At 28.7% G+C, this 25,879-nt stretch carries 29 protein-coding genes and 2 pseudogenes; 4 read left to right on the top strand and 27 right to left on the bottom strand.

Features of this window, described 5'->3' with window-relative positions:
- Nucleotides 1-101 precede the first annotated feature (101 nt).
- The 7 genes from KHQ81_02660 to KHQ81_02630 all read right to left on the bottom strand — a co-directional run bounded on the left by KHQ81_02660 (nt 102) and on the right by KHQ81_02630 (nt 7,746).
- Nucleotides 102-1,028, bottom strand: coding sequence for an ABC transporter permease (locus tag KHQ81_02660; protein ID QVK18636.1), 927 nt, complete (start codon nt 1,026-1,028; stop codon nt 102-104).
- A 9-nt stretch (nt 1,029-1,037) separates the two neighbouring features.
- On the bottom strand, nt 1,038-1,982 hold the full coding sequence (locus tag KHQ81_02655) for an ABC transporter ATP-binding protein (GenBank protein ID QVK18635.1): 945 nt from the start codon (nt 1,980-1,982) through the stop codon (nt 1,038-1,040).
- 1 nt (nt 1,983) lies between these two features.
- Nucleotides 1,984-5,082 (bottom strand): PQQ-binding-like beta-propeller repeat protein, encoded by a 3,099-nt coding sequence (locus KHQ81_02650; protein QVK18634.1) that lies wholly within the window; start codon nt 5,080-5,082, stop codon nt 1,984-1,986.
- 124 nt (nt 5,083-5,206) lie between these two features.
- Complete coding sequence (locus KHQ81_02645) at nt 5,207-5,623, bottom strand: protein-export chaperone SecB (protein ID QVK18633.1); 417 nt, start codon at nt 5,621-5,623, stop codon at nt 5,207-5,209.
- Between the two features lie 95 nt (nt 5,624-5,718).
- Entirely contained in the window at nt 5,719-6,675 is a 957-nt protein-coding gene (locus KHQ81_02640; GenBank protein ID QVK18632.1) for a hypothetical protein, read from the bottom strand.
- Nucleotides 6,672-7,208, bottom strand: a complete 537-nt coding sequence (locus KHQ81_02635) for a sigma-70 family RNA polymerase sigma factor (GenBank protein QVK18631.1) — start codon at nt 7,206-7,208, stop codon at nt 6,672-6,674. The genes KHQ81_02640 and KHQ81_02635 overlap by 4 nt, the downstream gene beginning before the upstream one ends.
- A gap of 280 nt (nt 7,209-7,488) precedes the next feature.
- Complete coding sequence (locus KHQ81_02630; protein QVK18630.1) at nt 7,489-7,746, bottom strand: hypothetical protein; 258 nt, start codon at nt 7,744-7,746, stop codon at nt 7,489-7,491.
- A gap of 861 nt (nt 7,747-8,607) precedes the next feature.
- Here KHQ81_02630 and KHQ81_02625 point away from each other — a divergent pair.
- Genes KHQ81_02625 through KHQ81_02615 form a run of 3 tightly spaced genes read left to right on the top strand, consistent with a single transcriptional unit; the run spans nt 8,608 to nt 9,478 of the window.
- Complete coding sequence (locus KHQ81_02625) at nt 8,608-8,847, top strand: hypothetical protein (GenBank protein ID QVK18629.1); 240 nt, start codon at nt 8,608-8,610, stop codon at nt 8,845-8,847.
- Nucleotides 8,813-8,962, top strand: coding sequence for a Tn3 family transposase (locus KHQ81_02620; GenBank protein QVK18628.1), 150 nt, complete (start codon nt 8,813-8,815; stop codon nt 8,960-8,962). Before KHQ81_02625 ends, KHQ81_02620 begins: the two co-directional genes overlap by 35 nt.
- Before the next feature lie 3 nt (nt 8,963-8,965).
- The gene (locus KHQ81_02615; GenBank protein ID QVK18627.1) at nt 8,966-9,478 is read left to right on the top strand and encodes a Tn3 family transposase; all 513 of its coding nucleotides are present in this window, start codon (nt 8,966-8,968) and stop codon (nt 9,476-9,478) included.
- Here KHQ81_02615 and KHQ81_02610 read toward each other — a convergent pair.
- The 20 genes and pseudogenes from KHQ81_02610 to KHQ81_02515 all read right to left on the bottom strand — a co-directional run bounded on the left by KHQ81_02610 (nt 9,471) and on the right by KHQ81_02515 (nt 25,272).
- Nucleotides 9,471-9,659 (bottom strand): annotated as a pseudogene (locus tag KHQ81_02610) (undecaprenyl-diphosphatase). The gene KHQ81_02615 and the pseudogene KHQ81_02610 overlap by 8 nt on opposite strands.
- 27 nt (nt 9,660-9,686) lie before the next feature.
- A complete protein-coding gene (locus KHQ81_02605) occupies nt 9,687-10,436 on the bottom strand; it encodes an ABC transporter permease (GenBank protein QVK18626.1) in 750 nt (249 codons plus the stop codon).
- Nucleotides 10,429-11,349, bottom strand: coding sequence for an ABC transporter ATP-binding protein (locus tag KHQ81_02600; GenBank protein QVK18625.1), 921 nt, complete (start codon nt 11,347-11,349; stop codon nt 10,429-10,431). Before KHQ81_02600 ends, KHQ81_02605 begins: the two co-directional genes overlap by 8 nt.
- A 163-nt stretch (nt 11,350-11,512) precedes the next feature.
- The gene (locus tag KHQ81_02595) at nt 11,513-12,127 is read right to left on the bottom strand and encodes a helix-turn-helix transcriptional regulator (protein ID QVK18624.1); all 615 of its coding nucleotides are present in this window, start codon (nt 12,125-12,127) and stop codon (nt 11,513-11,515) included.
- Nucleotides 12,128-12,139: 12 nt separating this feature from the next.
- Nucleotides 12,140-12,313, bottom strand: coding sequence for a DNA-binding protein (locus KHQ81_02590; GenBank protein QVK18623.1), 174 nt, complete (start codon nt 12,311-12,313; stop codon nt 12,140-12,142).
- A 524-nt stretch (nt 12,314-12,837) separates the two neighbouring features.
- Nucleotides 12,838-13,191: pseudogene (locus tag KHQ81_02585) on the bottom strand (transposase).
- Nucleotides 13,181-13,654, bottom strand: a complete 474-nt coding sequence (locus tag KHQ81_02580; GenBank protein ID QVK19529.1) for a transposase — start codon at nt 13,652-13,654, stop codon at nt 13,181-13,183. Before KHQ81_02580 ends, KHQ81_02585 begins: the two are co-directional and overlap by 11 nt.
- A gap of 339 nt (nt 13,655-13,993) precedes the next feature.
- Nucleotides 13,994-15,775, bottom strand: coding sequence for a glutamine--fructose-6-phosphate transaminase (isomerizing) (gene glmS / locus KHQ81_02575; protein QVK18622.1), 1,782 nt, complete (start codon nt 15,773-15,775; stop codon nt 13,994-13,996).
- A gap of 363 nt (nt 15,776-16,138) precedes the next feature.
- Nucleotides 16,139-17,194, bottom strand: a complete 1,056-nt coding sequence (hypD, locus tag KHQ81_02570; GenBank protein ID QVK18621.1) for a hydrogenase formation protein HypD — start codon at nt 17,192-17,194, stop codon at nt 16,139-16,141.
- A gap of 31 nt (nt 17,195-17,225) precedes the next feature.
- Nucleotides 17,226-17,510: an acylphosphatase gene (locus tag KHQ81_02565; GenBank protein ID QVK18620.1), complete on the bottom strand. Its 285-nt coding sequence runs from the start codon at nt 17,508-17,510 to the stop codon at nt 17,226-17,228.
- Between the two features lies 1 nt (nt 17,511).
- A complete protein-coding gene (locus KHQ81_02560) occupies nt 17,512-17,754 on the bottom strand; it encodes a hypothetical protein (GenBank protein QVK18619.1) in 243 nt (80 codons plus the stop codon).
- A 106-nt stretch (nt 17,755-17,860) separates the two neighbouring features.
- The gene (locus tag KHQ81_02555) at nt 17,861-18,253 is read right to left on the bottom strand and encodes a hypothetical protein (GenBank protein QVK18618.1); all 393 of its coding nucleotides are present in this window, start codon (nt 18,251-18,253) and stop codon (nt 17,861-17,863) included.
- A gap of 121 nt (nt 18,254-18,374) precedes the next feature.
- On the bottom strand, nt 18,375-19,355 hold the full coding sequence (locus tag KHQ81_02550) for a 2-hydroxyglutaryl-CoA dehydratase (GenBank protein ID QVK18617.1): 981 nt from the start codon (nt 19,353-19,355) through the stop codon (nt 18,375-18,377).
- Nucleotides 19,327-20,442: a CoA protein activase gene (locus KHQ81_02545; GenBank protein ID QVK18616.1), complete on the bottom strand. Its 1,116-nt coding sequence runs from the start codon at nt 20,440-20,442 to the stop codon at nt 19,327-19,329. The genes KHQ81_02550 and KHQ81_02545 overlap by 29 nt, the downstream gene beginning before the upstream one ends.
- On the bottom strand, nt 20,396-21,355 hold the full coding sequence (locus KHQ81_02540; GenBank protein ID QVK18615.1) for a 2-hydroxyacyl-CoA dehydratase: 960 nt from the start codon (nt 21,353-21,355) through the stop codon (nt 20,396-20,398). Before KHQ81_02540 ends, KHQ81_02545 begins: the two co-directional genes overlap by 47 nt.
- 142 nt (nt 21,356-21,497) lie before the next feature.
- Nucleotides 21,498-21,896, bottom strand: a complete 399-nt coding sequence (locus KHQ81_02535; protein ID QVK18614.1) for a hypothetical protein — start codon at nt 21,894-21,896, stop codon at nt 21,498-21,500.
- Nucleotides 21,897-22,149: 253 nt separating this feature from the next.
- Nucleotides 22,150-22,923, bottom strand: a complete 774-nt coding sequence (locus KHQ81_02530; protein QVK18613.1) for an ATP-binding cassette domain-containing protein — start codon at nt 22,921-22,923, stop codon at nt 22,150-22,152.
- Entirely contained in the window at nt 22,917-23,777 is an 861-nt protein-coding gene (locus KHQ81_02525; protein QVK18612.1) for an ABC transporter permease, read from the bottom strand. The genes KHQ81_02530 and KHQ81_02525 overlap by 7 nt, the downstream gene beginning before the upstream one ends.
- Entirely contained in the window at nt 23,777-24,748 is a 972-nt protein-coding gene (locus KHQ81_02520) for an ABC transporter substrate-binding protein (protein QVK18611.1), read from the bottom strand. The genes KHQ81_02525 and KHQ81_02520 overlap by 1 nt, the downstream gene beginning before the upstream one ends.
- A gap of 107 nt (nt 24,749-24,855) precedes the next feature.
- Nucleotides 24,856-25,272: a HutP family protein gene (locus KHQ81_02515; GenBank protein QVK18610.1), complete on the bottom strand. Its 417-nt coding sequence runs from the start codon at nt 25,270-25,272 to the stop codon at nt 24,856-24,858.
- 134 nt (nt 25,273-25,406) lie between these two features.
- On the opposite strand from KHQ81_02515, the gene KHQ81_02510 reads away from it, so the two are divergent.
- Nucleotides 25,407-25,850, top strand: a complete 444-nt coding sequence (locus KHQ81_02510) for a hypothetical protein (protein ID QVK18609.1) — start codon at nt 25,407-25,409, stop codon at nt 25,848-25,850.
- Nucleotides 25,851-25,879 lie beyond the last annotated feature (29 nt).

Below are 25,879 nucleotides of genomic sequence, written 5' to 3'. Positions count from 1 at the left end.
TATTGAAAAACTCATGATACACTTTTTTAGTGTAATTTCATGAGTTTTCATACTTTATATATATGTAATTTAAAAATTAAATAATCATAAAATAAAATTTTTTATGTAATATCCCTTTTTGTCAGAATTCTCATTGATAAAAATAAACAAATAATGCTTATAAATAACCAAAATAAGATTAAAATATTTGAGCTAAGATATGAATAAATAGCTGCATCTTTCATAAGAGATGATTTTAATAAAACAGACATGTCATTATCAGTAATTTTCTTAATATCGAATATTCCAATAAAAGTACCCATCACAGTTTGTAATGTAGGTGAAATACTAATATTACTTTTACTAATAAAATGATAATATATTAAACTAAAATGATAATTTAAATCATAGAGATATAGATTATATTTTTCATAATATGATGTTAAAAAGTTTTTAAATAATGGAATAATTAAAAAAACAATCACTATAAAGAAAGTCATGCTAATGGTCGCAAATATTTTTGACTTAATTAATAAAGATAATAAGATTGCGATATTAGAAAAAATAAATCCCATTATCAATATATGTTGAATTAAAAAAGGAATAGATTCAATTAATTTATTTAAAATATTTTTATCCATATCTGAAATCAAAGATAAGATACTTATATTTTCATATATACTTAATATTCCTAATAATACAACAACAAAATATAAAGCTAACCACTTATATAATACTATTTGAAATCGTGATATTTTCATAGATACTAAAAGTCCTAAAGTCCCCTCAGTAATTTCATTCGCTATTAAACTAATCCCTTTTGCGCTTATAACAATTAAAAATGGTATTCCTAACCCCCACATAAAAACTAATATATAATATATTCCTATTGTAAAATCTAATTGAGATTGAAAAGCCATATCTTTACCATATATCTCATTTTTTAAAACAAACCCTAATATAATAGGTAATATTGACATTATTACGATAAAAATAAGTGTAGATTTCCATTTTAGTAAGCTTCTAAATGTATTAATAAAAATTGTCATCATTTCCTCCTATTTATTTTTTTGGTCATAAATATTTTTATATATTTCATCAAGTGAGATTTCTTCTTGATTAAACTTTAATAAACGTATTTTATAATTTGATAATATCGGAGGAACTACACTTTCTAACTTATATTTATTCACATTATCAACATTTACAATGACATATCCTTTATCATTTTCTTCAATAGAATTAATAAATGAATGACAATACTTATCTAAATAATATTTAAATACCTTATTATTAGATGTATCTATTGTATATTGACCTTTATTAAATTTATTTTTTACAGTATTTAAGTTACCACTTAAAACAATTTCACCTTTACGAATTAATGTAACCTCATCAACTAAAGTTTCTAATTCAGATAAAATATGTGAACTAATGAATATACTAAGATCATTTTCACTAATTAATTTTCTAAGTATATCTATTATTTGAATTCTTGCCGTTGGGTCTAAATTTGCGGTTGGTTCATCAAGTATCAATACTTTAGGATCATTTATTAAAGCTTGAGCAACCGTTACTTTCTTCTTCATACCTGATGAAAATGTTATTGGTTTCCTGTTAATAGCATCATTTAAATCAAAATAATCAATTAAATCATATGCTTTATTAATTGCTTTTCTTCTTCTTAATCCTTTTATTTGTCCAATGTACACTAAATATTCAATCGTTGTCATATTATCATAAAACAAGGATTCTGCAGGTGCATAGCCTATTAGAGAACGTCCTCTTTTAGTTCCAATTCCATATTTATCAATCAATCCAATACCTTGACTTGGATAAATTGCTCCAGTTAACATTTTAATTGTTGTTGTTTTTCCAGCGCCATTGGGACCTATAAATCCATGAATTTTATTTTTTGATATTTTTAAATTTAAATCTTTAACAGCAACAAAGTTCCCAAATTTTTTAGTTAATTTTTTGGTTTGAATTATGTATTCAATCATATTAATGCCCCCTCTTTCTATATCTAAAGAATTTAACTGGAAGCACAAATACAACAAATAAGGATGATACTGAATACAAATAAAACATATAATTATTTGAATTATCTAAATCAACTTTAACATGGAAATTCGTGATTAACTCAGTTCCATTTTCTAAAACCGACCCAATTCCTACATTATTTAAGCCATCTTTCAAAAAAACATTCACTTCATTTTTGGATGTAATTTCAACTAATCTATTATCAACATATATTCTGTAAAAAACAGCACTAATATCTTTATCCCAATTTATGTTTATATTAGATTGTTTATATACCGTATTTTCATCAATATTTATTTTAATTTTAGAATTTAGATCCAAAGTATTTGATATAAAATTTTCTTCATTTTTCTTATTAAATAAATTATATAAAACAAAACTATCTTCAATATAATAATTTAAAATTCTACCATTTATATTTAATAGATTTTGAGTATCGTAAAAATCATTTATGTTAAACATACTTGTAACCATATTTTCATTTTGATTAAAAGTTAAAAACATAAATTGATTATCGTCATATGTAAAAGTATCTATAAAAGCACCAGGTGCTCCAATTTTAGAATCTTTCATCTCCTCCCTTTCAGTAAATCGAACACTTATAGGAATTACTTTAACAACTTTTGTATCATCATTAACATTATAAACTTGAAAGTAATTATCACCCCATCTATCTACTAAAACAACAACATCTTTTATTCCATCACCTGTTATATCATCTACTATTTCTAATGGTTTATATTTTGAATTACTTGTAATTTCATTTCCTTCATAAAAGACTTTATGAAATAATACATTATCTTCTTCATTAATACTTGTATATGGGTCGACAATTTTACAAACACTTTGCCAATTCCCTTCACCATCTTCTTGACTACTAGTAACTATTATTTCAAATTTATTATCATCATTTAAGTCTATATAAGTAGGGTACAATGTAAAATCCCATCCTATATTAATTTTTCCAATTGTCCCATCGCTATATAATATTAATGCTTCATTAAAATCATTATTATTTATTCTTAAAACAAAATCTTTATACCCATCATTATCAAAATCAATATTGTTTTTTATACTTTGACCATCATTCCAGAAATTAAAATTTTCTAAAGAAACTTCTTTTTCTATTGAAGTAGTCAATTGATCATCAAATGAGAGGATTTCAATTTTATTTTCACTCATAACATATAATTTTTTTTCATTTTCATTAAAGATAGGAAATGCATAGGAAAACCATTGATTTTCTAAGTTAATAATGGAATTTAAATTATCCTTTATTATTACATCATTAAAATCTTTACTATTTAAAATAAAGAAATTACCATTTTCTAAAACGATTAATAGATCCAATGTATTATCATTATTAAAATCCGAGCAAGTTGTTAAAGCATGTATTTTATTATAATCATAGTCTTTTGGTTGATTTTCTATATCACTTGGTAACTGATAAGTTTCAATTGTTAATTTATCTGTATAATTAATCTTATATAATTCATATTTATTAGTAATGAAAATAAATCCATCATTAATTAAATAAAAATTAAAATAATCATCTATGTTATCTAAATTATATTTCCAAATTACATTCCCTACTTTATCTGTACATTCAACTGCACTGTAATTTTTTATTACTCTATTATTAATATCATATTGATAATAGAGTTTATAAATATAATCATTATTAACTATCGTATCATATCCATTAAAACTAGTAATTTTATTTACAACACTTGGATTAGTATTATCACTAATATCAAGTTTACTTATATCATGATCACTTACAATCAATGTATCATTTTTTAATATTGAATATATAGGATTACTTTCTTTATTTGAGTTACTTCCTAAATTAATTTCTTTAACATTATTATGATTATTAATACTAAAAATATTGATTTTTTTTCCATCAAAAAAACTTATAGATCCATTATTATAATAATTAATATCCAGTAATTGCTTCCCGCTATATTCTTCTTGCCAAATGATGTCTAATGTTTTTCCATCAACTAAATACATTTCTGGAGTTAGCCCACTATAATTAGCATATTGATTGTTTTCAAATATTGTAACTAATATATCACTATCATTCACTTTTTTTGAATTGATAATTTGATATGCACTTTTACCATTAGTTACTAATTCACTATAATCTTTGGCTTTATTTCCTTCTAAATATATTTGAAACGCTAAAATATTTGGTATATTTTCTAAAATACTCTTCTCTTTTAATATCTGACCATTATTAGGATTTACTTGATAGAGATAGCCATCTTCCCCAGTAGCAATCAAATTTGAATTAACATACATTAAATCCCATATATTTAGTTTAGTAGTTCCAATAACTTTATCATTTCTTTTTACTTTATATGATTTCGCAATCTTTTTTTCCCATAGTTTTTCTCCATCTTTTCCATTAAGACCAATTACATTAGACGGTTGTACACTGATTGCGATATCATCTTTATTATCACTATTAATATCACTCATATAAGATACAGCCCAAATATTGTCTTCATGTTTATAAACCCAGTTTTGTTTTCCTGTTTTTATGTTAAGACTATACAAATTATATCCTGAAACTAGTAATATGCTATCTTCATTTAGATCATAATCAAAAATAGGCATTTTCTTTTCAATTTTAATACTTTCATTATTATATCCTGTCGTAATCGCAGTGAATGACCAAATTTTTTCTAATGAATCCATACTATAAACGATAACACTTGGTAAATTATCGTCATCAATAAAAATTACTAGATCTTTATTTGGACTTTTAGAATCTTCAATATTATTAATTAAAAAGAATTCTGAAATATCTCCTTCAATTTTAATATACTTCTCTACTTTAAAAGTTTCAGGATTTATTAAGTAGATACCAGAATTAGTTGATACAAATAAATACTCTGAATTATCATTTATATATTCTAATTTCATATTATTTACTTGTCCAAGTATATGATTATCGCTAATAATCTGAGCATTAACTTTACTACACAAAAACAAGTTGAAAATAATAACTAAAACTAAAATGTTAAATAATAGTGCTATAAATTTTTTCATCATTTCACCTCTTATTTTCTACATAATATACCATAATTTGACAATCTTCAAGATATTTCTAATATCAAAATAATTTCCTTAACTTTACCCAAGTAAAAAAGACAACTCATACGAGCTGTCATCTTTATTTATTAACACTAATAAATTGATTAATATTTAAAGTTGGCAGATATAATGGTGGTAAATTAGAAGTCATGGTGATTGTTGATACAATTGATCTTATATAAGGATAAAGAATATCTAATAATTTTTGTTCTAACATCTCTCTCTTCTTATCTTCATCTATATTGATATGATTGTATTGAAACACACCCGTAACAACTAAGGATAAACTAAAAGGATAGTTCTTTGTTACTGCATCTTCAAATAACTTCGCATTTACATTTAGTTTAACTTTATTATTTTCTAAATAAGTTGTGTTTTTAGAAAATTTCATATTCAAGTTAATTTTTTCACTCTTAAAGTTATCATTTCTTAAAAAATTCATTTCTCTTACAAAATAGCCTAAAAATTGAATTTTAGTTTCTTCAATTTTATCCATTACCTTCCCTCCAGTGCACAATAATTAATACTCTTATTATACAACATTTTACCAATTTACTTAAGTGCTTATATAAATATATTTATAATCATTCCTTATTCATTTTTGGTTGTATCAGCTGTTTCTGAATCTCTTTGAATTCTTGTACCAGTACCATTCGTTAAAACATAATCAATAAAGTACTCTACTTTATCTTTTCCAATAAAAAATGTTTTTCCTGTATTAAGAATATTTGTCTGTAAATAACCCGCATCATTAACCGCAAGAGAAATATTTTTATGACCGACATTTTTCACATCAATAGATATACCCATTTTAGTAGCACCATAATATGTATCACCCTCATTTTTAAGCGAAGTATCAGATAGGAGTATATCCCAAATCACCGATGTATCGGATAATGTATATTCCATTTGAATATAGTTACCATTTTCTAAAATACCATCTTTCCAATAACTATAATAAATTTTATTAAAACCAAGATTTTTATGCAAATTTAAATCATCTATTAGATTTCCAAGACTTTCAGGATTATAACTATTATTTATATAAGAATAATACCCTTCATATTCATCGAATTTAACCGCAACAACAGCATTTGATGCGATTGATTTTATTGAATATACTGAACAATTTATTGTATACTCCTTGTCATTATATACATCATAACCACTTGCGGTTGTCTCCCCTAATAAATTAACAATTTCGGAGTTGTTTATTTCACTTATCGCAGATGTATATCTAGAATTGTTATACTCAATTTCACCATATTTCTCTTCAATACTCAAATCATCCCAATGAGGTACTATATAAATTTCTTCTGTAGTTGTTGCGATAAGATTATATCGATGATTTATGGTACCACCACTTAATACTAATATAAAAACAAATAATAATATAAATACGATAGGCGTTAATCTTTTTATCCAAATACATTTTTGATATTTATCTTTATTAATCATTATTGTTTGATTAACGCATATCTCTTTTATAGACTCAATATCTGGCATATTCATACTAACCGCTTTAGTGATTATATCTTTTTCTTTCAATTGATAGACCACCTTTCACGTAACTCTTTAAGTGTCCGATATAGTTTATTCTTGACATTTGACTCATTTAAACGAAGTAACTTTGCAATCTCTCGTATGGATAAATTGAAATAGTAAAACAGATAAAATATCTTCTTTACATCCTCACTCTTTTTTGAAAGAAACTCATTCACTTGTTCCACTAAATCTTTTTCACATATAGTATCCTCTATCATAAACGAATCAGCTTTCAAATCTGTGATATTAAACGCTTTATCTTTCTCACTAAGTGAAACCATCATTTTCAACCGATCAAGAATTGAATAATAACGATAAATCTTTTGCTTCGCTATCTTCAAAACAAATGCTTCATAGTTTTTAATATAGTTCACGCCTCGTTTTATCAACACAGAATAAAGTTCCATATAAGTTTCCTGAAAAATATCGCTAATATCAGCAGTATTATTACATTTTGTTGTGATGTAAATTAATACCTTCCTATTTGTGGAGTCGTATATATCATTGAAAAGGTTTGTAACATTTTGGTCGACCATAACTTACCACCTTTCACTATATAAGCGTAGAGAAAGTTAAATATAGTTTCAAAAAAATTTAAATATATTAAGTTTAATTGAAAAGGTTTCATTTTTTTCTATAAACCAAAAAACTCACTTCATTGAGTATACTATACAACTTGAAGTAAGTTTTATCAATCATATTTAAATATTTAATAAAAATGTTATAAATTCACATAAAAAATGGATTATGAAATATTAAGTCCTTCTACATTACATCTAATTTTATATAAATATTCAATTATATCCACATTATTGTCTATTTTTCTTTCATACTCAATAAAGTTCTTTTCCCAATCCTTCTGTCAAAAATCAATAATATATTTATTATCAAATCATTTGATTTTAAGGATTTCTCTATTGAACTATCGAAGTATTCTCTTAAAACTTCCATGAATTCAACTTGAGATACTAATCCTTCTTTACGATTTCCATAATAATCACTTTTTAATGTACACATATTAAAGATTTCTTTTCCATCTAAAGTTATATAAGTTCTTCCTATTCCATCTTGCATTCTATAATTTGAACAGTGAAACTGGATTCTTCCTTTTAATGAATCACATAAAAAACTTTCTAATTGTTTTTTGTTTTACTCCACATAATATCTCCTATTTACTATTATTGTAATAGATTTATCTCTTAGTTTAAAAATTATTTCAAAGTTCCTTACCGTTAATATTATATTCAAATTATCTAAAAAACTTTAGTATGTCTGACTAAGATAGGTTATAAAGAACTCTTTATATATAAGTAAAAACTATCAATTATTAATTTGTCTTAATTGTTTTCTTAGATAGTATAAAATAATTCAATAAAACGTAAAAAATCACCTATAAGTATAATATACTACTTTAGGTGATTTTAATCAATTATGTTTAGATTTTTTAATAGATGTAAGGTTATAAAAAAGATTGAACAAAATTTGATTTTGAGATAAGTTTTGATATAATTAAGCTAATTCGTCAACTTAAATACATATTCCAACATCATACATGAGCTACAATATATATTTATCTACGAGTCAAAACAGATGAAAATGGTAATTTTTCTGCTAGTAATATTCAGGTGACACAATGTACTACAAAACAGCCTTATACTCCATATTGATTTGGAGCAGTTATAAAAGAAACTGATTATAATTATGAAAATAACTGAAAATATCATTAACTGATTTTAATGGTGAAATTATTTCCTATTATGATTTAGGCAACCCTGTTTCAATTGGTTTGAATATTACAATAGAATGGGAAGGTAGACAGTTAACTAATTAATTCGCAATATCCAACGAGATATTACAAAAATAGTTGATAAATCAGGACGAGACTGGTGATATTTTATACCATAACATGTATGATATGCAAAGAATAATCCGGTTATGATGATTGATCCTAGTAGATATTGGCCTAAATTAAGTACAATATTTACTGCTGTAGCAGTAGTTGCTATTGTTGTGGTTTCAGCAGGAGCCGCTGCGCCAGTATTTGCTGCTGCTGGAGGTGGTACCTTAGCTACTACCACTGGAGCAGGGGCATTGAGTGTTCTTAGTGGCTCATTAGCTTTATCAGGAACGTCCCTTGTATTTGCACTTTCATCTAAGGCTATTGAAGACAGATAAATCAAATATCCAACCTGATAAAATTCACGCAGACACCCAAGGACAGTCTACACCAGTATTTGCACTAACATACCTGTTAGGGATAGAATTTATGCCTCGAATTAGAAAGTGGTAAGAATTGAAATTTTATAAAGCTGATAATAGCCTGACATATAATTATATAGAAGTCTTGTTCAAGGATGCAATCAATTGGAATCTTATAGAAACACATTATGAAGACTTATTTCAAGTTATTTTATCCATAAAGCTAGGTAAAATTCTTCCTTCAACACTTCTTAGAAAGCTAAATAACTACAATAGAAAAAACAAGTTATTTCAGGTATTTAGAGAACTCGGCAATGTTATAAGAACTATATATCTATTAGAATTTATATCAAACCTTCAATTAAGAGAAAAGATAACTGAAGATACTAAGAAGACAGAAGCCTATATTGGATTTTCAAAATGGTTCTTCTTTGGAGGTGAAGGCATCATGTGTGAAAATGATCCGGAAGAACAAAGTAAAATTATAAAATACAATGATTTACTGGCAAATACAGTAATACTACATAACGTAATTGACATAAGTGATGCTATAAGAAAGTTAATAAATGATGGTATACCAGTACAAGAAAAGATATTGAATCTTTGAACTGGAACGGAAACATCTTGTTCCAAAACATCACTACAACCGCTAAAATAGCCCCAAGTTGAATGACAACAAAAAACATTTCCTTGAACGATTCGCTCATATTGAACTGTAAAAACTCATCAACTAATAACATATGTCCTGTGCTGCTAGTAGGCAACCACTCCGTAATTCCCTCCACTATACCAGGATTTTATAAAATTTAATACCATTATTTCAAGTCTTCCTTTTTGAAATATGCAAATGTCGCAAAATATCCAATAGCAGATACCAAAATGATAATACTAATTGTTAATGGAATTGAGTATCCCGTACTTGCCATCTTACCTTTAATAAGAAAATATGTTGCTGTCCACGGATATAAAGCACCAATTTTTTGATTACAAAGGGCAGCACTTCCCATAACCATAACTGCCGCAATAATCATAGGTGCGGCCAATCCTTTTGTTCTTTCAGCTAAAAAAGCAAATGGAGAAATTGTTAGAAACATCAACACTCCTCCCAAGAGCAATTTCAAAAGCCATTGCAATGCAATTGTAATGTCAAAGCCCTCTAAACCGAAAATGGAATGATAAAGTGCAGACAATACGAGAATCCCTGTCCATGTGACAACAGTCAACATTATAATCCAAAGGAACAACGTGTAAAACTTCCCAACAATAAATTTCGTTCTTGAAACAGGCGCTGGCAGTATGGTTTTCAGAGTCTTTTCCGTATATTCCCGACTAAATAAATAGGCAGTAATAGCCACATAGACCATCATATTCATCAATAACATCACATAAAGCAGGCTGCTGTCGTATATATCACTCAAGGTAAAAATGCGTTCCGGATATTCAAAATGTGTTTGCAAGGCTTCTAAGAGCATCATAATCGGTGTAGCCAATGCTCCTATCATGCTGAGTGGGAGCATTTTTGAACGTTTTAGTTTTAACAACTCACAGTAAATTAAATTAAGCAATACCGCCACCCCCAATCAAATCAGAAAAGTAGTCTTCTAAGTTTTCTTCACTTATATTAACTTTTGTTACCAACAGACCATTTTCCACAAAAGTTCTATTGATATCACCATGGTTATGATTACATTCATAAATCCGAATTGTGTTGTCGTTGCACACAGTATAATCCGCAATATGATACTTGTTTTCCAGCAATTTCACAGCAGCGTTTATATCAGATACGTCAAATTCAATGTATGTGTGCTTGCGTTTATGCAATTCCGCCATATCAACTTCTTCGATTAAATGTCCTTTATGCATAACACCGACAATATCTGCAATTTGCTCGATTTCACTCAAAACATGACTTGAAATAAAAATAGTTGTTCCTTTTTTGCGACTTAATTCTAATAGAAACAAACGAATTTCAGATATGCCGATAGGATCAAGCCCATTAATCGGCTCATCAAGGATAAGCAATTCTGGTTCGTGCATAACAGCGGCTGCAATACCAAGACGTTGTTTCATTCCCAAAGAATAGTTTGAAAAGGGTTTACTGTATTCATTTTGAAGACCGACAACTTCCAGAGCACTGTGTATATCATCTTCTTTTCGTTGTCCTCGCAGACAACCCAAGAGCTGTAAATTTTCATAGGCGGTCAGATTTTCATAAAATCCCGGTGTTTCTATAATAGAGCCTATTTTACAAAAAAGCTTACTTGAATTTTCTCTGTAATCTGTTCCGAACAATCGGATTGTTCCTCCTGTCGGCTGAACAAGTTTCAGCATCATTTTCATTGCGGTGGTTTTTCCAGCACCGTTTCTACCGAGCAAACAATAGACTTTACCTTTCGGAACATGAATATTGATGTTATCAACAACAGTAGATGTTCCGTATTGTTTGGTGAGATTTTTTGTTTCAATGATATATTCCATATAAATCTTTCCTTTCGTTTTTTGCTGGTTGCCATCTGCTTACAACCACAGTGTTATTGTTAAGCCAAAAGCGGAAATAATCAAGAAACTTATCGTCACAACAGAAAAAAGCCCCGACACTTTTCGTGTCAGAGGCCTGTTTTCAAGGTGTTTATGAACTTTTTCACTTTATTTTGCTGCTCTTTATCAGAAGTACAATTTTTATCATAAAAAACATAAAAAGGAACGAGGTTACATAGGGCTGACGGGTCAGCACAAACAACATTATCGCTAAAGCATGTAAAATTACAGAACAGGTTTTGCTGATGTTTAAGCCTTTTTCGTTCTCAAAAAATTGTATGATTAGTTCTGCTATCCCCAATACCGACATCATAATTAACAATGCAAAATATAATGTGCGGGTCATTGCAGAAACATCATGATACGCAAATAGCGTCACCGAACGAATAAATTCACCGTCTAGTTGACCATAAAAGGGCAGGAAGATAAACACAATAGCCATCAAATCAAGTATACCATAAATCAAGCTTAACACCTCGCCCATATTGGAACGGTTTTCAGATGCTGCGAGGTTGATTAGTTCTTCGCCTGATAGCAAATCATCAATAGATACTGAAAAAAGTTTCGATATGCTTTTTAGCGATTCAATATTCGGGTAGCCTTTACCGCTTTCCCATTTGGAAATGGCAGTTCTGGAAACAAATAGTTGTTCAGCAAGCTGTTTCTGTGTCATATCCTTTTGTTTTCTAAACTGCTGTAGTTTCTCACAAAATTCCATATAATCCTCCCGTTAATCTTTTGTTTTCTTTCGCCCATCAACAGGCTTTTTTGCATCTTTAGGAATAAGCCACATACGGCTAAATCGAACAACACCTGATATCCTATTTTCTTCACAGAGCTTTTGTATACGCCTTTCAGAGATGCCCCATTTTATAGCAGCTTCTTGAACAGAAATGTAATCCATAAGCTAATCCGTCCTCTCTACACTCTTTCATCATAATTATATACGGCTAGCCGAATAATCGCAAGAAACTTTTTGTAAATATTTTGCTATATTTAGGTCATGTATATGATATGTGTATTCATTTAAATAAAGGAAAGTGAGCTGTACAATGTAATAGGGTGATATATTTATGAGAAAACCGACAGAAGTTTTTGACTTCATGACTTTCGGACAGGCGATAAAGGTAGCACGAAAAAGCAAGAGGATATATATACACGGGACAGACTGGGGGAGGAATTAGACCTTGCACTCCGTTATCTTGTTTCCATGGAAGGAAAATGGAGGATATTATTTTAATATAAACGATTCAGGAACAATAATTGAATAATAAATTTAAAGTAGCCAGATAACTAGCTACTTCAAAGTGTAGACAAAGTCTATTGAATTAACATATTAAAAAAGGTGAAACTTTCATTTAATAAAAGAATTTCACCTTTTTAATTGATTTTTCAAACTTATTTTAAGAAAATAACTTTTCACTAGTATTAAAATATCCTTCTTGAATCTAGAAGGGCTATCTTTTTCATATTCTGAGCAGAACTAAGTAGCCATGCCCAGTCTTGGTTCTTTGCTAAACCTCGAAAATAAGCATAATGGTATGCGTGATTTTGTTTAGAATCCGGGAAAGACCTTTCAACCGTACATGCTCGACGTCTATATAATCCTTTACCTTGAGGACTTAATCTTCTTTCACGGTTTCTTTTTCTATAGTCTTCATAGATGTGTCTTCTAATGACACGTTTCTTATATTTTTTTCCTATACATTCCTTCTTTAAAGGACAATTCTTACAATTATTTTTATCTGAATGGTATTCTACATAACCTTGTTTATTTACTGTTTTTGCTCTTTAGCGTAGCCCTTAGGACAAATATAACTATTTTTTCTACATCCCAAATAAACTTACTTTTGGGATAAATATCTTTGTTTCTAGGATATCTCCGGTAAGCTATAACACTAAACTTGTCATTATCTTCTAAATATTTCATAATATCATAATTAAAGTATCCTGAATCTAAAACTATTTGATTAAAATTAAAGACATTTTCTTCTATATATTTCAGTCTATCAATTAATAGAACACTGTCGTGTACATTACCATGAGTTACATAGGTATCGATGATGATATTATGTCTACCATCAACAGTTCGATGATAGCAATACTTAAATCCCTTTTCTTTTTCATCATGATAATAATATCCCGATTCTGGATCAGTTCGACTAACCTTAATCTTTTTGCCCTCTTTTTTATTCTTTAATACTAATTTTCTTTTTTTACCTAATTTTTCTCGCTGGAGATTTATCTCATCCTCAAATGATTGTTTTTTCTCATGGAGTACTTAAACCATTACTTCATCAAATTTTATCTTATTGCCATTCGCTTTAACATGAGTAGAATCAGTAAATATTTCTTCTCCATTCAAGAATACCATGACCTCTACCTTCGTGTATAAACTTTTCAATATTTACTATTCTTTTCCTCTTTGCCATAATAACTCACCTCGTTTAAATAATGGAAATAAATAATAAGTTATATTATATGAAAAAATCACCTAAAAATATAATTTACTCTTTAGGTGATTTTAATCATTTTGTCTAATCTTTTTTATAAACTTACAACTCAAAACTAATATTAAACTATTCTACTCTACGGTAACACTCTTAGCCAAATTTCTTGGTTTATCAATATCAAGATATCTATGAAGTGCTGCATAGTATGCTAATAATTGTGTTGGAATAATCGTCACAAGTGGTGTTAATAATGGATAGACATCATCGATAACGATTTGGTCTTTTTCAGCACTCATTGATTTTAATGAAATCATTAAGGTTTTCGCACCTCTTGCTTTGACTTCCTTAATATTTGAACGTGTATTTAAATTCGTATTTTCTTGTGAGATGATTGCGATAACCGGTGTATCTTCTTCAATTAAGGCGATTGTCCCATGTTTTAATTCACCTGATGCGAATCCTTCTGTTTGAATATAAGAAATCTCTTTTAATTTTAATGCTGCTTCAAGGGCTACATAATAATCCATTGTTCTACCAATATAGAAACAATTTCTTTTCGTAAATAACTCTTTCGCAAGATTATCAAATAATTCTTTATCATCACATAAGGTTTCAATCACATTAGCAACTAATGATAATTCATGTTTTAAATCAAATTTTTTCTCATCAGCTACTAAGTACGCTAAAATAGATAACACCGCGATTTGAGCTGAATAAGCTTTTGTTGAAGCTACCGCAATTTCTGGTCCTGCATGCAATAATAATTGATAATCTGTCTCACGATACAATGTTGAACCTTCAACATTTGTAATCGCTAATGATTTATAACCCATTGCTTTTATTCTAACAAGTGATGCTCTACTATCCGCTGTCTCACCTGATTGAGAAATAAATATAAACAATGGATTTTGACTAATTAAAGGCATATTATAAACAAATTCACTTGAAATATGAACTTCAACTGGAATTTGCGCTAATGTTTCAAATAATTGCTTGCCAATTAATCCGGCATGAAAACTTGTTCCCGCTGCGATAATATATAAACGATCAGCATTTCTGACCTCATTAATAATACATTCATCAATAAATAACTTTTCATCTTTTTCATATTCTTTAATAATACGTCTTAATACAAAAGGTTGTTCATCAATTTCTTTTAACATAAAATGAGAATAGGTTCCTTTTTCAATATCATTTGCATCTAACTTCGTTTCAAATGGTTCCCTTTCTATAAGCGCACCAGTAATCTCATATATTTCAATCTTATCTCTTGTAATTTTCGCATACTCTAAATCGTCTAATTCATAAAATAGGTTAGTCTCCTTTAACATCGCAATTGCATCAGATCCTACCATATTAAATCCCTCACCTTTACCAATTAATAAAGGTGATTTATTTTTAACTACATAAAAAGTATCAGGATCATCATTATCTATAATAGCTAATGCATAGGATCCATGTAACTGATTCATTAAATGTCTTAATGCAACATCAACTACCTGATATTTTCTAACATAATAACTGAGTAATTCAACAATTACTTCTGTATCAGTCTCACTTCTAAAAGGATGACCAACAAAATATTTCTCTCTTAATTCATCATCATTTTCTATAACACCATTATGAACCAAAACAAATCTGCCATCTAAACTTTGATGTGGATGAGAATTCACTTGATTCGGTACCCCATGGGTTGCCCAACGGGTATGACCTATCCCTAAAAAAGCTACTTCACTTCCAACAATCTGACGTAACTGCTCAATTCTTCCTTTTTCTTTATACACAGCAATCCCCTCATCCGTATATAAAGCAAGTCCCGCAGAATCATAACCACGGTATTCTAATGTTTGTAGACCCGTAAGTAAGATGTTTTTCACATCTTTTTTACCGATATATCCTACAATTCCACACACAAAAAATCGCTCCTTCCAATTATTTATTTAATGTGTGTGACACAACTTCATCCTGCTACTTTTTTGTCTCATTTGTTACCAAATGGTTTTGAAAATAACTTTTAGCGTAGATGGACACTAGAAGGCATCCGCCGAATCTTTCGATAACCTTCTCCTCGTCAACTTAAAATATTAAGTCCAGGCGCTTTTCTCTTATCTAAGTTGTGCCAACAAATACTACACATATATTTTATTATAAATAATAATACATGTGACTACTATTATACCATAAACCTATTAAATACTGTCTTAAACCACAATATTTTTTTATAATATTTATAGACAAATATTTCCATTTCCCTATATATACAAGTAAAATCTAATCTACTTTTTACGACGCTTTCTATAATTAAAATACGCTAAACAGGTTCCATTAGATGATACCATACAAGAACCTATTGGATTCGTAGGGTTACATTCTGATTGATATGAACGACAGTCGGTTGGCTTTTTAAAACCTAATATTACCTGCTTGCATAAACATTCTTTAATTTCTTCATTTTTATTAAGAAGTCGTAATTTGTATTTTTTGAAAGCATTATAAGCACTAAATTCTTCTTTTAATTGATAACTTGATTGATAAACATTCCCCAACCCAAAACAATAAGAATCCCTAATATCAAATACCTGATTGATTAAATTTAATGCTTTTTTATTTCCTAAAGGACGGACAAAATGACTATACAAATTGATAAAACTTGGTTTATCAACATGTCTTATAAGAAAATAAATTGCTGATAAAATATCATGTGCTTTAAACCCACAGATAGCACATGATAAAGAAAAATGATCTGTTATAAATTTAAAATAATCACTACCAGTAACTGATGCCACATGACCAGGAGCAATTATCCCATCTATTTTTTTATTTTCTACTAATAGTTTTCTTATAATGGGTTCCATCCGTTTTATAGATAATAGAAAAGATACATTGTCTATCTTTAACCTTTTCATTGTCTTCACAACAGATGATAAAACAGGTACAATTGTTTCAAAACCAACACCTAAAAAAACAATCTCATCCTTTTTATTTTGTTCAATGAATAAAAATAAATCCAGTGGTGATTTAATCAATTTTATTTTGTATCCATCTAGTAATAAATCATTTAAACTATTTTTACTCCCTCTTACTTTTAACATATCTTCATAAGTAACGATTGTTTTTTTACTTTTAGCTAGTGAAATAGCTAAATCTACTATTTGTGAACTAGTGATGCAAATAGGACATCCAGGACCTGAGACAAGATTAATCTTATCTGATAAGACAGACTCTAAGTCTATTCTTTTAATCACATTTGTGTGCTTTCCACATACATCCATTATATTTATTTTACGCTTCACATTTTGATTAATATAATCAATCAGTTTCCTTTCATCCATCAAAATCATCCTTTTCTAATTTATCACCAAATCATTTATTCTTCTTACGATCAATCATCGTAAATTTCGTATAGTGATAAGGGACTAGTAAAAATGCCTTCACCTTTTCAATCTTAACTAAAAGCATTGGCTTCTTTATTACTTCTATTAAAAATGAACAGATATTCTTTTTATCCCCTTCACAATCCAAAAGGACATAACCACTACATATTTTCACAAACCCTTTTAACTGATTTTTTATTGCTTGTTGATAAATCAATTGACTAAAGCTATCTCTTTGATCCACCCCATAAATTTTAAGCACATACCGTTTCATCTTAAACACCCTCAACAGTTTTCATTACTGTTTGTACATTAAATTTACTTTCATTAATCTTTATTTTTGTATTATAATTTACTAATTCAGGAATTTCTTCAATTAAATAATTAAGTAAACTCTGTTTATTCACTTGTGAATTGACTTGAATTTCTACTTCAAAATAGGTAATTACCCCTATTTGATTTTCTTTACACATTTCAAATAAGGTGTCAGCGATTTTTTTAAATAAGATATCTTGCATAATCATTCACCTCATAAATTATTCTTAATTATATATACTTAAAATTTTTTTCTATTATTACAAAATAAAAAAGAATTTACATAATCTGTAAACTCTTTTTGATAATTTAAGCACATTTCTTTAATTCTGAATGATGAAATAATTGTAACGCTTCATCATATAGTGAATATAAACTGATATACCCATTTGAAGATTTTAAGGTTGCTTTACGATTTTTTAATATATTATGAACTTCATGCGGAAAATCTTCAAAATTTAAAAGTGACCATTTTAATTTTTTTATTATTTTTGCTTTTTTATATCCTATAACACCGAATATAAAATAAACAATGAATATTCCTAATAAGTTCCATATTAGCGTTGGATTATAATGAAAAAAAATACTTTCAATGATGTACCAGCATATTAAAGATTTCCCCAGTATAAGTATAAATGAAAAAGCAATTAAACTATGTATTTCGTTTTTAAGGATTTTTCTTAATTTTGATTTAAATAACATAATAAACTCCCAAATAACCTTATTTATTTAACTATAATTATAAAAGAAAAGAATTATAATTTCAATATTCAAATTCAATTTATCCAAATAAATACATTAATATTATGTTATTTCACTCGATTTAAGCCACTGGACTTTCTAAATTTATATTTGTCCATCGTCCACATTTATCTCCCCATCTTGCTGCTAATAAATCATCTTTATAGATTCCTACTACCTCACAAGCATTTGGGCAATGTTGACATTCAAATCCTTTTACCTGAAAATCGATATCAGCGATATCAAAACCTAAAAAGTTAGTTTGATGTTTTCTTTGAGCTTCCCTTTGAGCTAAAATCGCAGCACCTAGTGCCCCCATAACATTATAATGTTCAGGAACATAAACTTCGCATCCTAATGCCCTTTCAAAAGCTTTTTTGATACCTTTATTCGCTGCTACCCCACCTTGAAACACAACAGGAGATAAAATTTCCTTCCCTTTTCCAACATTATTTAAATAATTACGAACTAATGCTTCACACAACCCATTAATAATATCTTCTTGACTATAACCAAGTTGTTGTTTATGAATCATATCTGATTCGGCAAACACAGCGCATCTTCCAGCGATTCTTACAGGTGTCTGTGACTTTAAAGCCAAATCTCCAAATGCTTCAATTGGAACACCTAAACGTGCTGCTTGTCGGTCTAAAAAAGAACCAGTACCAGCTGCACATACCGTATTCATCGCAAAATCACAAACAACATGATTTCTTAAAATAATGATTTTTGAATCTTGTCCACCAATCTCTAAAATTGTCTTTACATCAGGTACATAGGTTGAACTCGCAACTGCATGGGATGTAATCTCATTTTTAACAACATCACCACCTACCATAAAACTTGCCAAAGTACGCCCACTTCCAGTGGTTCCAACTCCCATAATCTGAATATCATCAGCATATTGTTCTCTTATATTGTTTAAACCTTCTTTTAAGACCTTGATGGGGTTTCCCATCGTCCGTAGATATAATTTTTCAATGATTTCTTTATTTTCATTTACTAAAACGATATTGGTACTAACAGAACCAACATCAATACCAAGAAAAACTTTTTCCTTCATTTTTCATTTCTCTCCTTTTTTGTATTAAATCAACAAAGGCTTCAAGGCGTGTAATATAACCACCTTCACCTGTCATTTCATCTAATACTAATGTCATTATCGGAATATTTTGTTCTTTCTCAATGGTTGGTAAAATACTTTGAACAACGATCTCTGGCATACAAGTAAATGGCAATAAATGAATAACACCATCATAATCATTTTTAACTGCCCGCATGATATTTCCAATTGAATTAATCGCATGTCCACCTATCGGTATATCTAAGTATTTACTAGCTGCTTTATATATCTTTTTCTTCTGTGAACGCATAAATGGGATAAAGTCAAGTTGTTCACGAACAAACTCGCTAGCTGATGTTGTTCGAATAGCCTCTATCCCCATATTTCCTAATTTTCTTTCAATATTAAGATTAATATAATTTTCTAGAATCGTATAAATTTCTCCTACAATCGCTACTTTTAAACAGGGTTTCTTATAATCAACCTCAATTTCTTTTAACTGTAGATGATATTTTTTTATCACATGCATTACTTCTTTATATCCATAAGAAGTTCTAATATCATTTTCAAACTGAGCCCAAATATAATCCACTTCCCCCTTATTTAATTCTCTAGGTCTTAACTTATTAGTAAGTTCATAAAGTGTATCAACTTCATCTAGAACTTTTAATCCTTTTTTAATCGTACGTATGATTTTTATATAACTATTTTGAGGAGAAGCTTCTTTTAATCGTTGTGAGAATTCTCTTAACCCCTCATAATTACTAAATCGATCAGCCGTTAGAAATTCAACATCATGGCCCATATCATGAATTATTTCTCTTTGTAAAGCATGGAAGATACCAAAACGACATGGTCCACATCCCGTTAACATAAATACTGTATCTGCGCCCTTTTCAATGCCTTCTAAAATATTTCCAGTAATTATTTTAAAAGGAACACAAATAGCCTCCGGTGAGCACTTTACCCCTAATTCTAAGGCTCTTTTATTACTTTTCGGTGGTAATATTACCTCTATATTTAGTTCATCTAATATCATTTTAATGGGAATAAACGTAGTTCCCATGTGTGGAAAGGTGATTTTCATTTTGATTCCTCCATTTCAACATGTCAATAAATGCTTCTAGGCGGGTATTAAATCCCGCTTCTCCACTATGTTCATCAATTATTAAAAGCATAAAAGGAATATCACTTTCTCTTCTTATTTTCCTTTCAACTGTTTCAGCAACAACAGAATCAATACCACATCCAAATGAAGAAATATAAATGACACCATCAACCACATTTTTTTCCATCATATAAAGACAAGCACCAATCATTTGTCTAAAAAATAACCAAAATAGTTTCCCATGATATTTTAAGGCATATTCATTAATTATTTCTTCATCAATCATATCTGGAGTTATAAACTGATAACCCTCATCTAATAATTTATTTTTTATATTCATATTTAGATAATCATCATCTAAAACATAAGGATGTCCCATTAACAAAATATTTTTATTACTACCTGACCATTTATTCTTTTGATTTTTTTTGTGTGTTAGATAATTATCTTGTGCAGAATGATAAGCCTTTATTATTTTCTTTTTATCTTTTGTGATAAAAGAACCAATTTCCATCATTGCCTCTTTCAGCTTATCTTTTTTCATTAAATCAATTTTTGTATTAATCATTTTCGGAAGGTCTTTCACTGAATACTTAACCATTTCTGGTAACCCACAAAATTTTGGGCAAATATATTCGTTTTTATAGACTCCCATAATTCTAGGAACAAATAAATAATCAACCTTTTTCTGTAAATTGATGACATGACCATTATATAATTTTACTGGAATACAAGCATCTTCTACGGTAGAAATTGTTCCATCATTTAATATTTTCTTATTTGTTTTAGGTGAAATAATAACATCAGTACCTAATTCATTAAAAAAAGAAATCCACATCGGTGAATATTCATAATATAATAATCCTCTAGGAATACCAATTTTTATACTCATACAAGGCCTCCGAAATAAATATCAACCATATATTATGTAATTTACAAACAATTATTCAACATTAACCAAAAATCTGTCAGTATACACTGACAGATTAGGGTCATCAATTAGAAGTCTTTATATAATTTATTTCTAAATAGAATTATTTATTTGTTTGTTGGTTTGGCATATTACTTTTTTTCAATTGTTTTGCTGTTTCTTGTGATTTCATTCTTGCTTCTTGACTCATTGCGCTTTGTCCCATTGCTCCTGTACCCATACCAAATTCAGTAGGAGAGGAAGCATTTGCTGAAGATGCGCTCTTATATTGTTTTTTTGCTGCGTCTGTTCCAATTTTAGCTTCAGCTGAGTATGCATTATACCCTTGTGAACCCATTGCTCCAGAACCTGCACCAAATTCAGCCATAAATTGTGAAGAACCTGCTTGGCCTTGATTAGCCATATTACTTTGGTTACGACTAGCTTGAGCTGCTGCTTGACTAGCTGCTTTAGCTTTTTTAGACATACCTGCCATATTTTGGTTTTGGTTATTTTTGTGCATTAATAATCCTCCTATTTGATTATATTGATGACATTTATATTTTTAACTTTTTTTAAGAAAGTATAATTTTTTTTAATTAGCTTTTTTTGACAATTACTTAAATAAGTCTCTTCTTTTCAAAAGTAAATAATTTTTTGAAAACTATTTTTTTCCAATATTTACAACAATCAATCTCAGATATAAAAAAATCTAGTAACCAATGATTACTAGATTTTTAATTAATTATAGAAATACTTAAAAATAAATAGTTTTTTTAACTAAAAAATGTTTCTGAACTTATATTACTTTTAGCTTGTTTAAATAAATTTAATAAATCATTACTTGTTAAAGATTGTTTTTCTTTACCATGTATATCAAGTAACGCTTTTCCTTTATCTAACATAATTAGACGGTTACCATAAGTTATGGCATCATTTAAATTATGCGTAATCATTAAGGTGGTAATTTCTTGTTTTTCAACTAAATTTTTAGTTAACTCTAAAATAATTTTTGCTGTTTCTGGGTCTAGCGCAGCTGTATGTTCATCTAATAAAAGTAACTGAGGCTTTGATAAAGTAGCCATTATAAGTGATAATGCTTGCTTTTGCCCACCTGATAATAAACCCACTTTTGTATTCAACTGATTTTCTAATCCTAAATTTAATGGTTTTAATAAAGATTTAAAATAATCTATATTTTTCTTTTTAACCGCATACCTTAATCCAAAACCTGTTCTTTTGGCTAAAATAATTGATAGATTTTCAATAATAGTTAAAGAAGGTGACGTTCCTAAAAGTGGTTTTTGAAAGACACGACTCATTTTTTTTGCTTTTTTATATGCTTTTAAATGAGTAATATCATCACCGTTTAAACTAATTACACCTTGATCAACACTTAATTCTCCAGAGATAAGATTTAGTAATGTCGATTTACCTGCACCATTACTACCAATAATCGTAATAAAATCATTTTTATCAACAGTTAATTTAAACTTATCAAAAACTTTTTTATCTTGAAAAGATTTACTAACATTTTTTAATTCTAACATTTTACATCACTTCCTTTTAAATTCGATTTAAAGTGATGAAGTCCGAGAATTAAAATGATTATAAGTGCTGTAATTAATTTAAAATCATTTGCGAGTAAACCAAGCTGTAAAGTATAGGCTTGTATTAGTTTATAAGTAATCGCCCCAAGTATAACGGCTGTTGTGTCCTTAATAAAAATAAACTTGAATTTAAAAAGTGCTTGCCCAATAATAACAGCTGCTAACCCAATAACAATGGTTCCTGCACCTGAATTAATATCGCTAAATCGTTGATATTGTGCTAAAAGCGAACCAGATAAAGCGACTAAACCATTCGAAATCATTAATCCAAATATTTTCATCTTACCAATATCAATTCCTAATGAAGTTATTAATTGTGGATTATCACCTGTTATTTTTAAAAGCATCCCTAATTTCGTTTTTAAAAATAAATCTAAAAGTAATTTAACAAGTAAAACAACTACCCCTAATATGATTAGTTTATTTTTAATCCAAAAGTGATTAAAAATAGTATCATATTGAAAAAAATTAATATTAGGACTATTCATTATTCGCAAATTAATTGAATATAAACTAATCATAATAAGAATTCCTGAAAGTAAGTGACTGATTTTTAAATAAACATGGATTATACCTGTTAGAAATCCCGCAATTAAACCGCTGAATACAGAAAAAACGGTTAATGTCAGTGGATCAAAATTTTTCGTTATTAACATCCCTGTTACACTTGCTCCTAAAACGATACTACCATCCACTGTTAAATCAGGAAAGTCTAAAATTTTATAAGTAATATAAACACCTAAAGCAAGTAAGGCAAATATGAATCCTTGTTCTAATACATTAATAATAATCATTAGTCTATTATCGTTGCTTGATCTAATAAATCTTGTGGAATAGTTAAACCAAGTGCTTTTACTGTATTCATATTTATAACTATTTCTGTTTCATTTAGACTCTCTACTGGAATATCATTTGGTACTTCACCATTTAATATACGAGCTGCCATTAAGCCAGTTTGAAATCCTAATTTATAATAGTCAATTCCACTAGTTAACAGTGCCCCATTTTCAACATGTGCCTTTTCACTTCCAATGACAGGAATTTGTTTCTCAATTGCTTTAGAAACAACAATAGGCATTGATGATGCAACTAAATTATCAGTTGGTATATATAAAACATCCACTTCTTTAAGTAATAGATCAAGTACATCCGCTAATTCTGTTGATGTTGTCACACCCTTAGAAACAATTGAAAGTCCTAATTTATCACTTTCGTCTTGAACTTGTGCAAGTTGAATGATTGAATTCGTTTCACCTAAACTATAGACAAATCCTATTCTCTTTGCTTCAGGAAGCAATTCCTTAATCAAAGCCAATTGTTTATCAATTGGTGCCATATCACTTGTACCTGTCACATTCCCTCCTGGATGATCTATTGATTCAACAAGTCCTGATTCAACAGGATCAGTAACTGCAGAAAATAAAATTGGAATTTTCACATCTTCTGCCACATTTTTAACTGCTTGAGCAGAAGGTGTTGCAATCGCCATAATTAAATCTACTTTCTTTGAGATTAAATCATTGGCAATAATATTAGTTGTTGCCACATCACCTTGGGCATTAGAAAAAATAAAATGAACTTTTTTATCATCAAATCCTTGACTAGCAAGTCCATCCATAAAACCTTTACGATTACTGTCTAAAGCAACATGACTTACATATTGTGTGATACCTATTCGAATTTTTCCATCAACTTTTGTACACCCTACCATTAATAATATAAAGAATGCACAAATACCAAAAATAACTACTTTTTTTCCTACCATTCTTCCATCCTCCATAAATTTCAAAAAATAAAAAACTCCTAATAGTTAGGAGTTTATTGTGCGACAAAAAACACGATTATAAACTACTATTCTACCATTCTACATTTTTATTCAGGAATTGAGCGATGTGCTAAACCAATAGAGACTTCATTTAAATGAAGTAAACCAATACTCATAAATATACAAACACTTAAATGTTCACCTAATCTAGCAATCCCTATTTTGCCACCTACATTTAAACCGGTTGCTCTACTTGCAACTTGCATAATAGCATCCCTTGTTGCCCCAGCAACAGCACCATCACTAACATGACATTCCTTTATGACATTTTTTCTTCTTGCGGCAATAACAGCGCGTTCTACAATTTTTGGAATTGAATCCAATAAATTACCACCAATATCAACCGCAACTGCTCTTACGCCTTCTTTTTTCAATAATTCAATTTTTTGATGTTCTTCTTCTCGAGAACTCGTCATTGCCACTAAAATAGCAGCCTTAGAAATCTCTAAACTACTTGATTTCATCTATATCACCATGCTTCTAACCTACAATATATTTTATAATAATCCTAAACTGTTAATCTGTCAACCTTTTTATGAAATATTCTAATGAATCACAAACTATAGGAAATACTAAAAAGTGACAAAGGAGGATCATAATGAAAAAATATCTATTCGTATTATTATGTCTATATCTCTTTCAATCTAATCATTTAACAGACGTTAAAGACGATATTCAAAAATTGATTTTTCCTAATCAGACGAACACTAAAGAAAATTCTAATAAACTTTATGAACAATTACTGTCACTAGAAGAAATATATAATGATAAATTAATGATAGCCCATGGAATAGATCCCATTGATTTAAAAGAAAAAAGTGCTGAAATCTTAGATTATGAAAAAAGAGAAGAATTTAGAAAAAATTATATTATGGAAAAAGCTGATTTAACAGAACAAGAATATCATGATATTTTTGTTCATCCACTTTCACAAATAACAAATACAAAAGAGACAACAATCAATGATATAAAAATAGCTTATGAAGAAATACAAGAAAAAATCGATAATTTAGAAAATTTAATAGAATTAATAAATCCCTAAGTATGATGGTTTCATCATACTTTTTTACA

It is taken from the genome of Mycoplasmatota bacterium (genome assembly GCA_018394295.1).
Taxonomy (GTDB): domain Bacteria; phylum Bacillota_I; class Bacilli_A; order Haloplasmatales; family Haloplasmataceae; genus JAENYC01.
The sequence above is the reverse complement of the archived record's forward strand: the minus strand, read 5'-3'. Positions and strand labels throughout refer to the sequence as shown.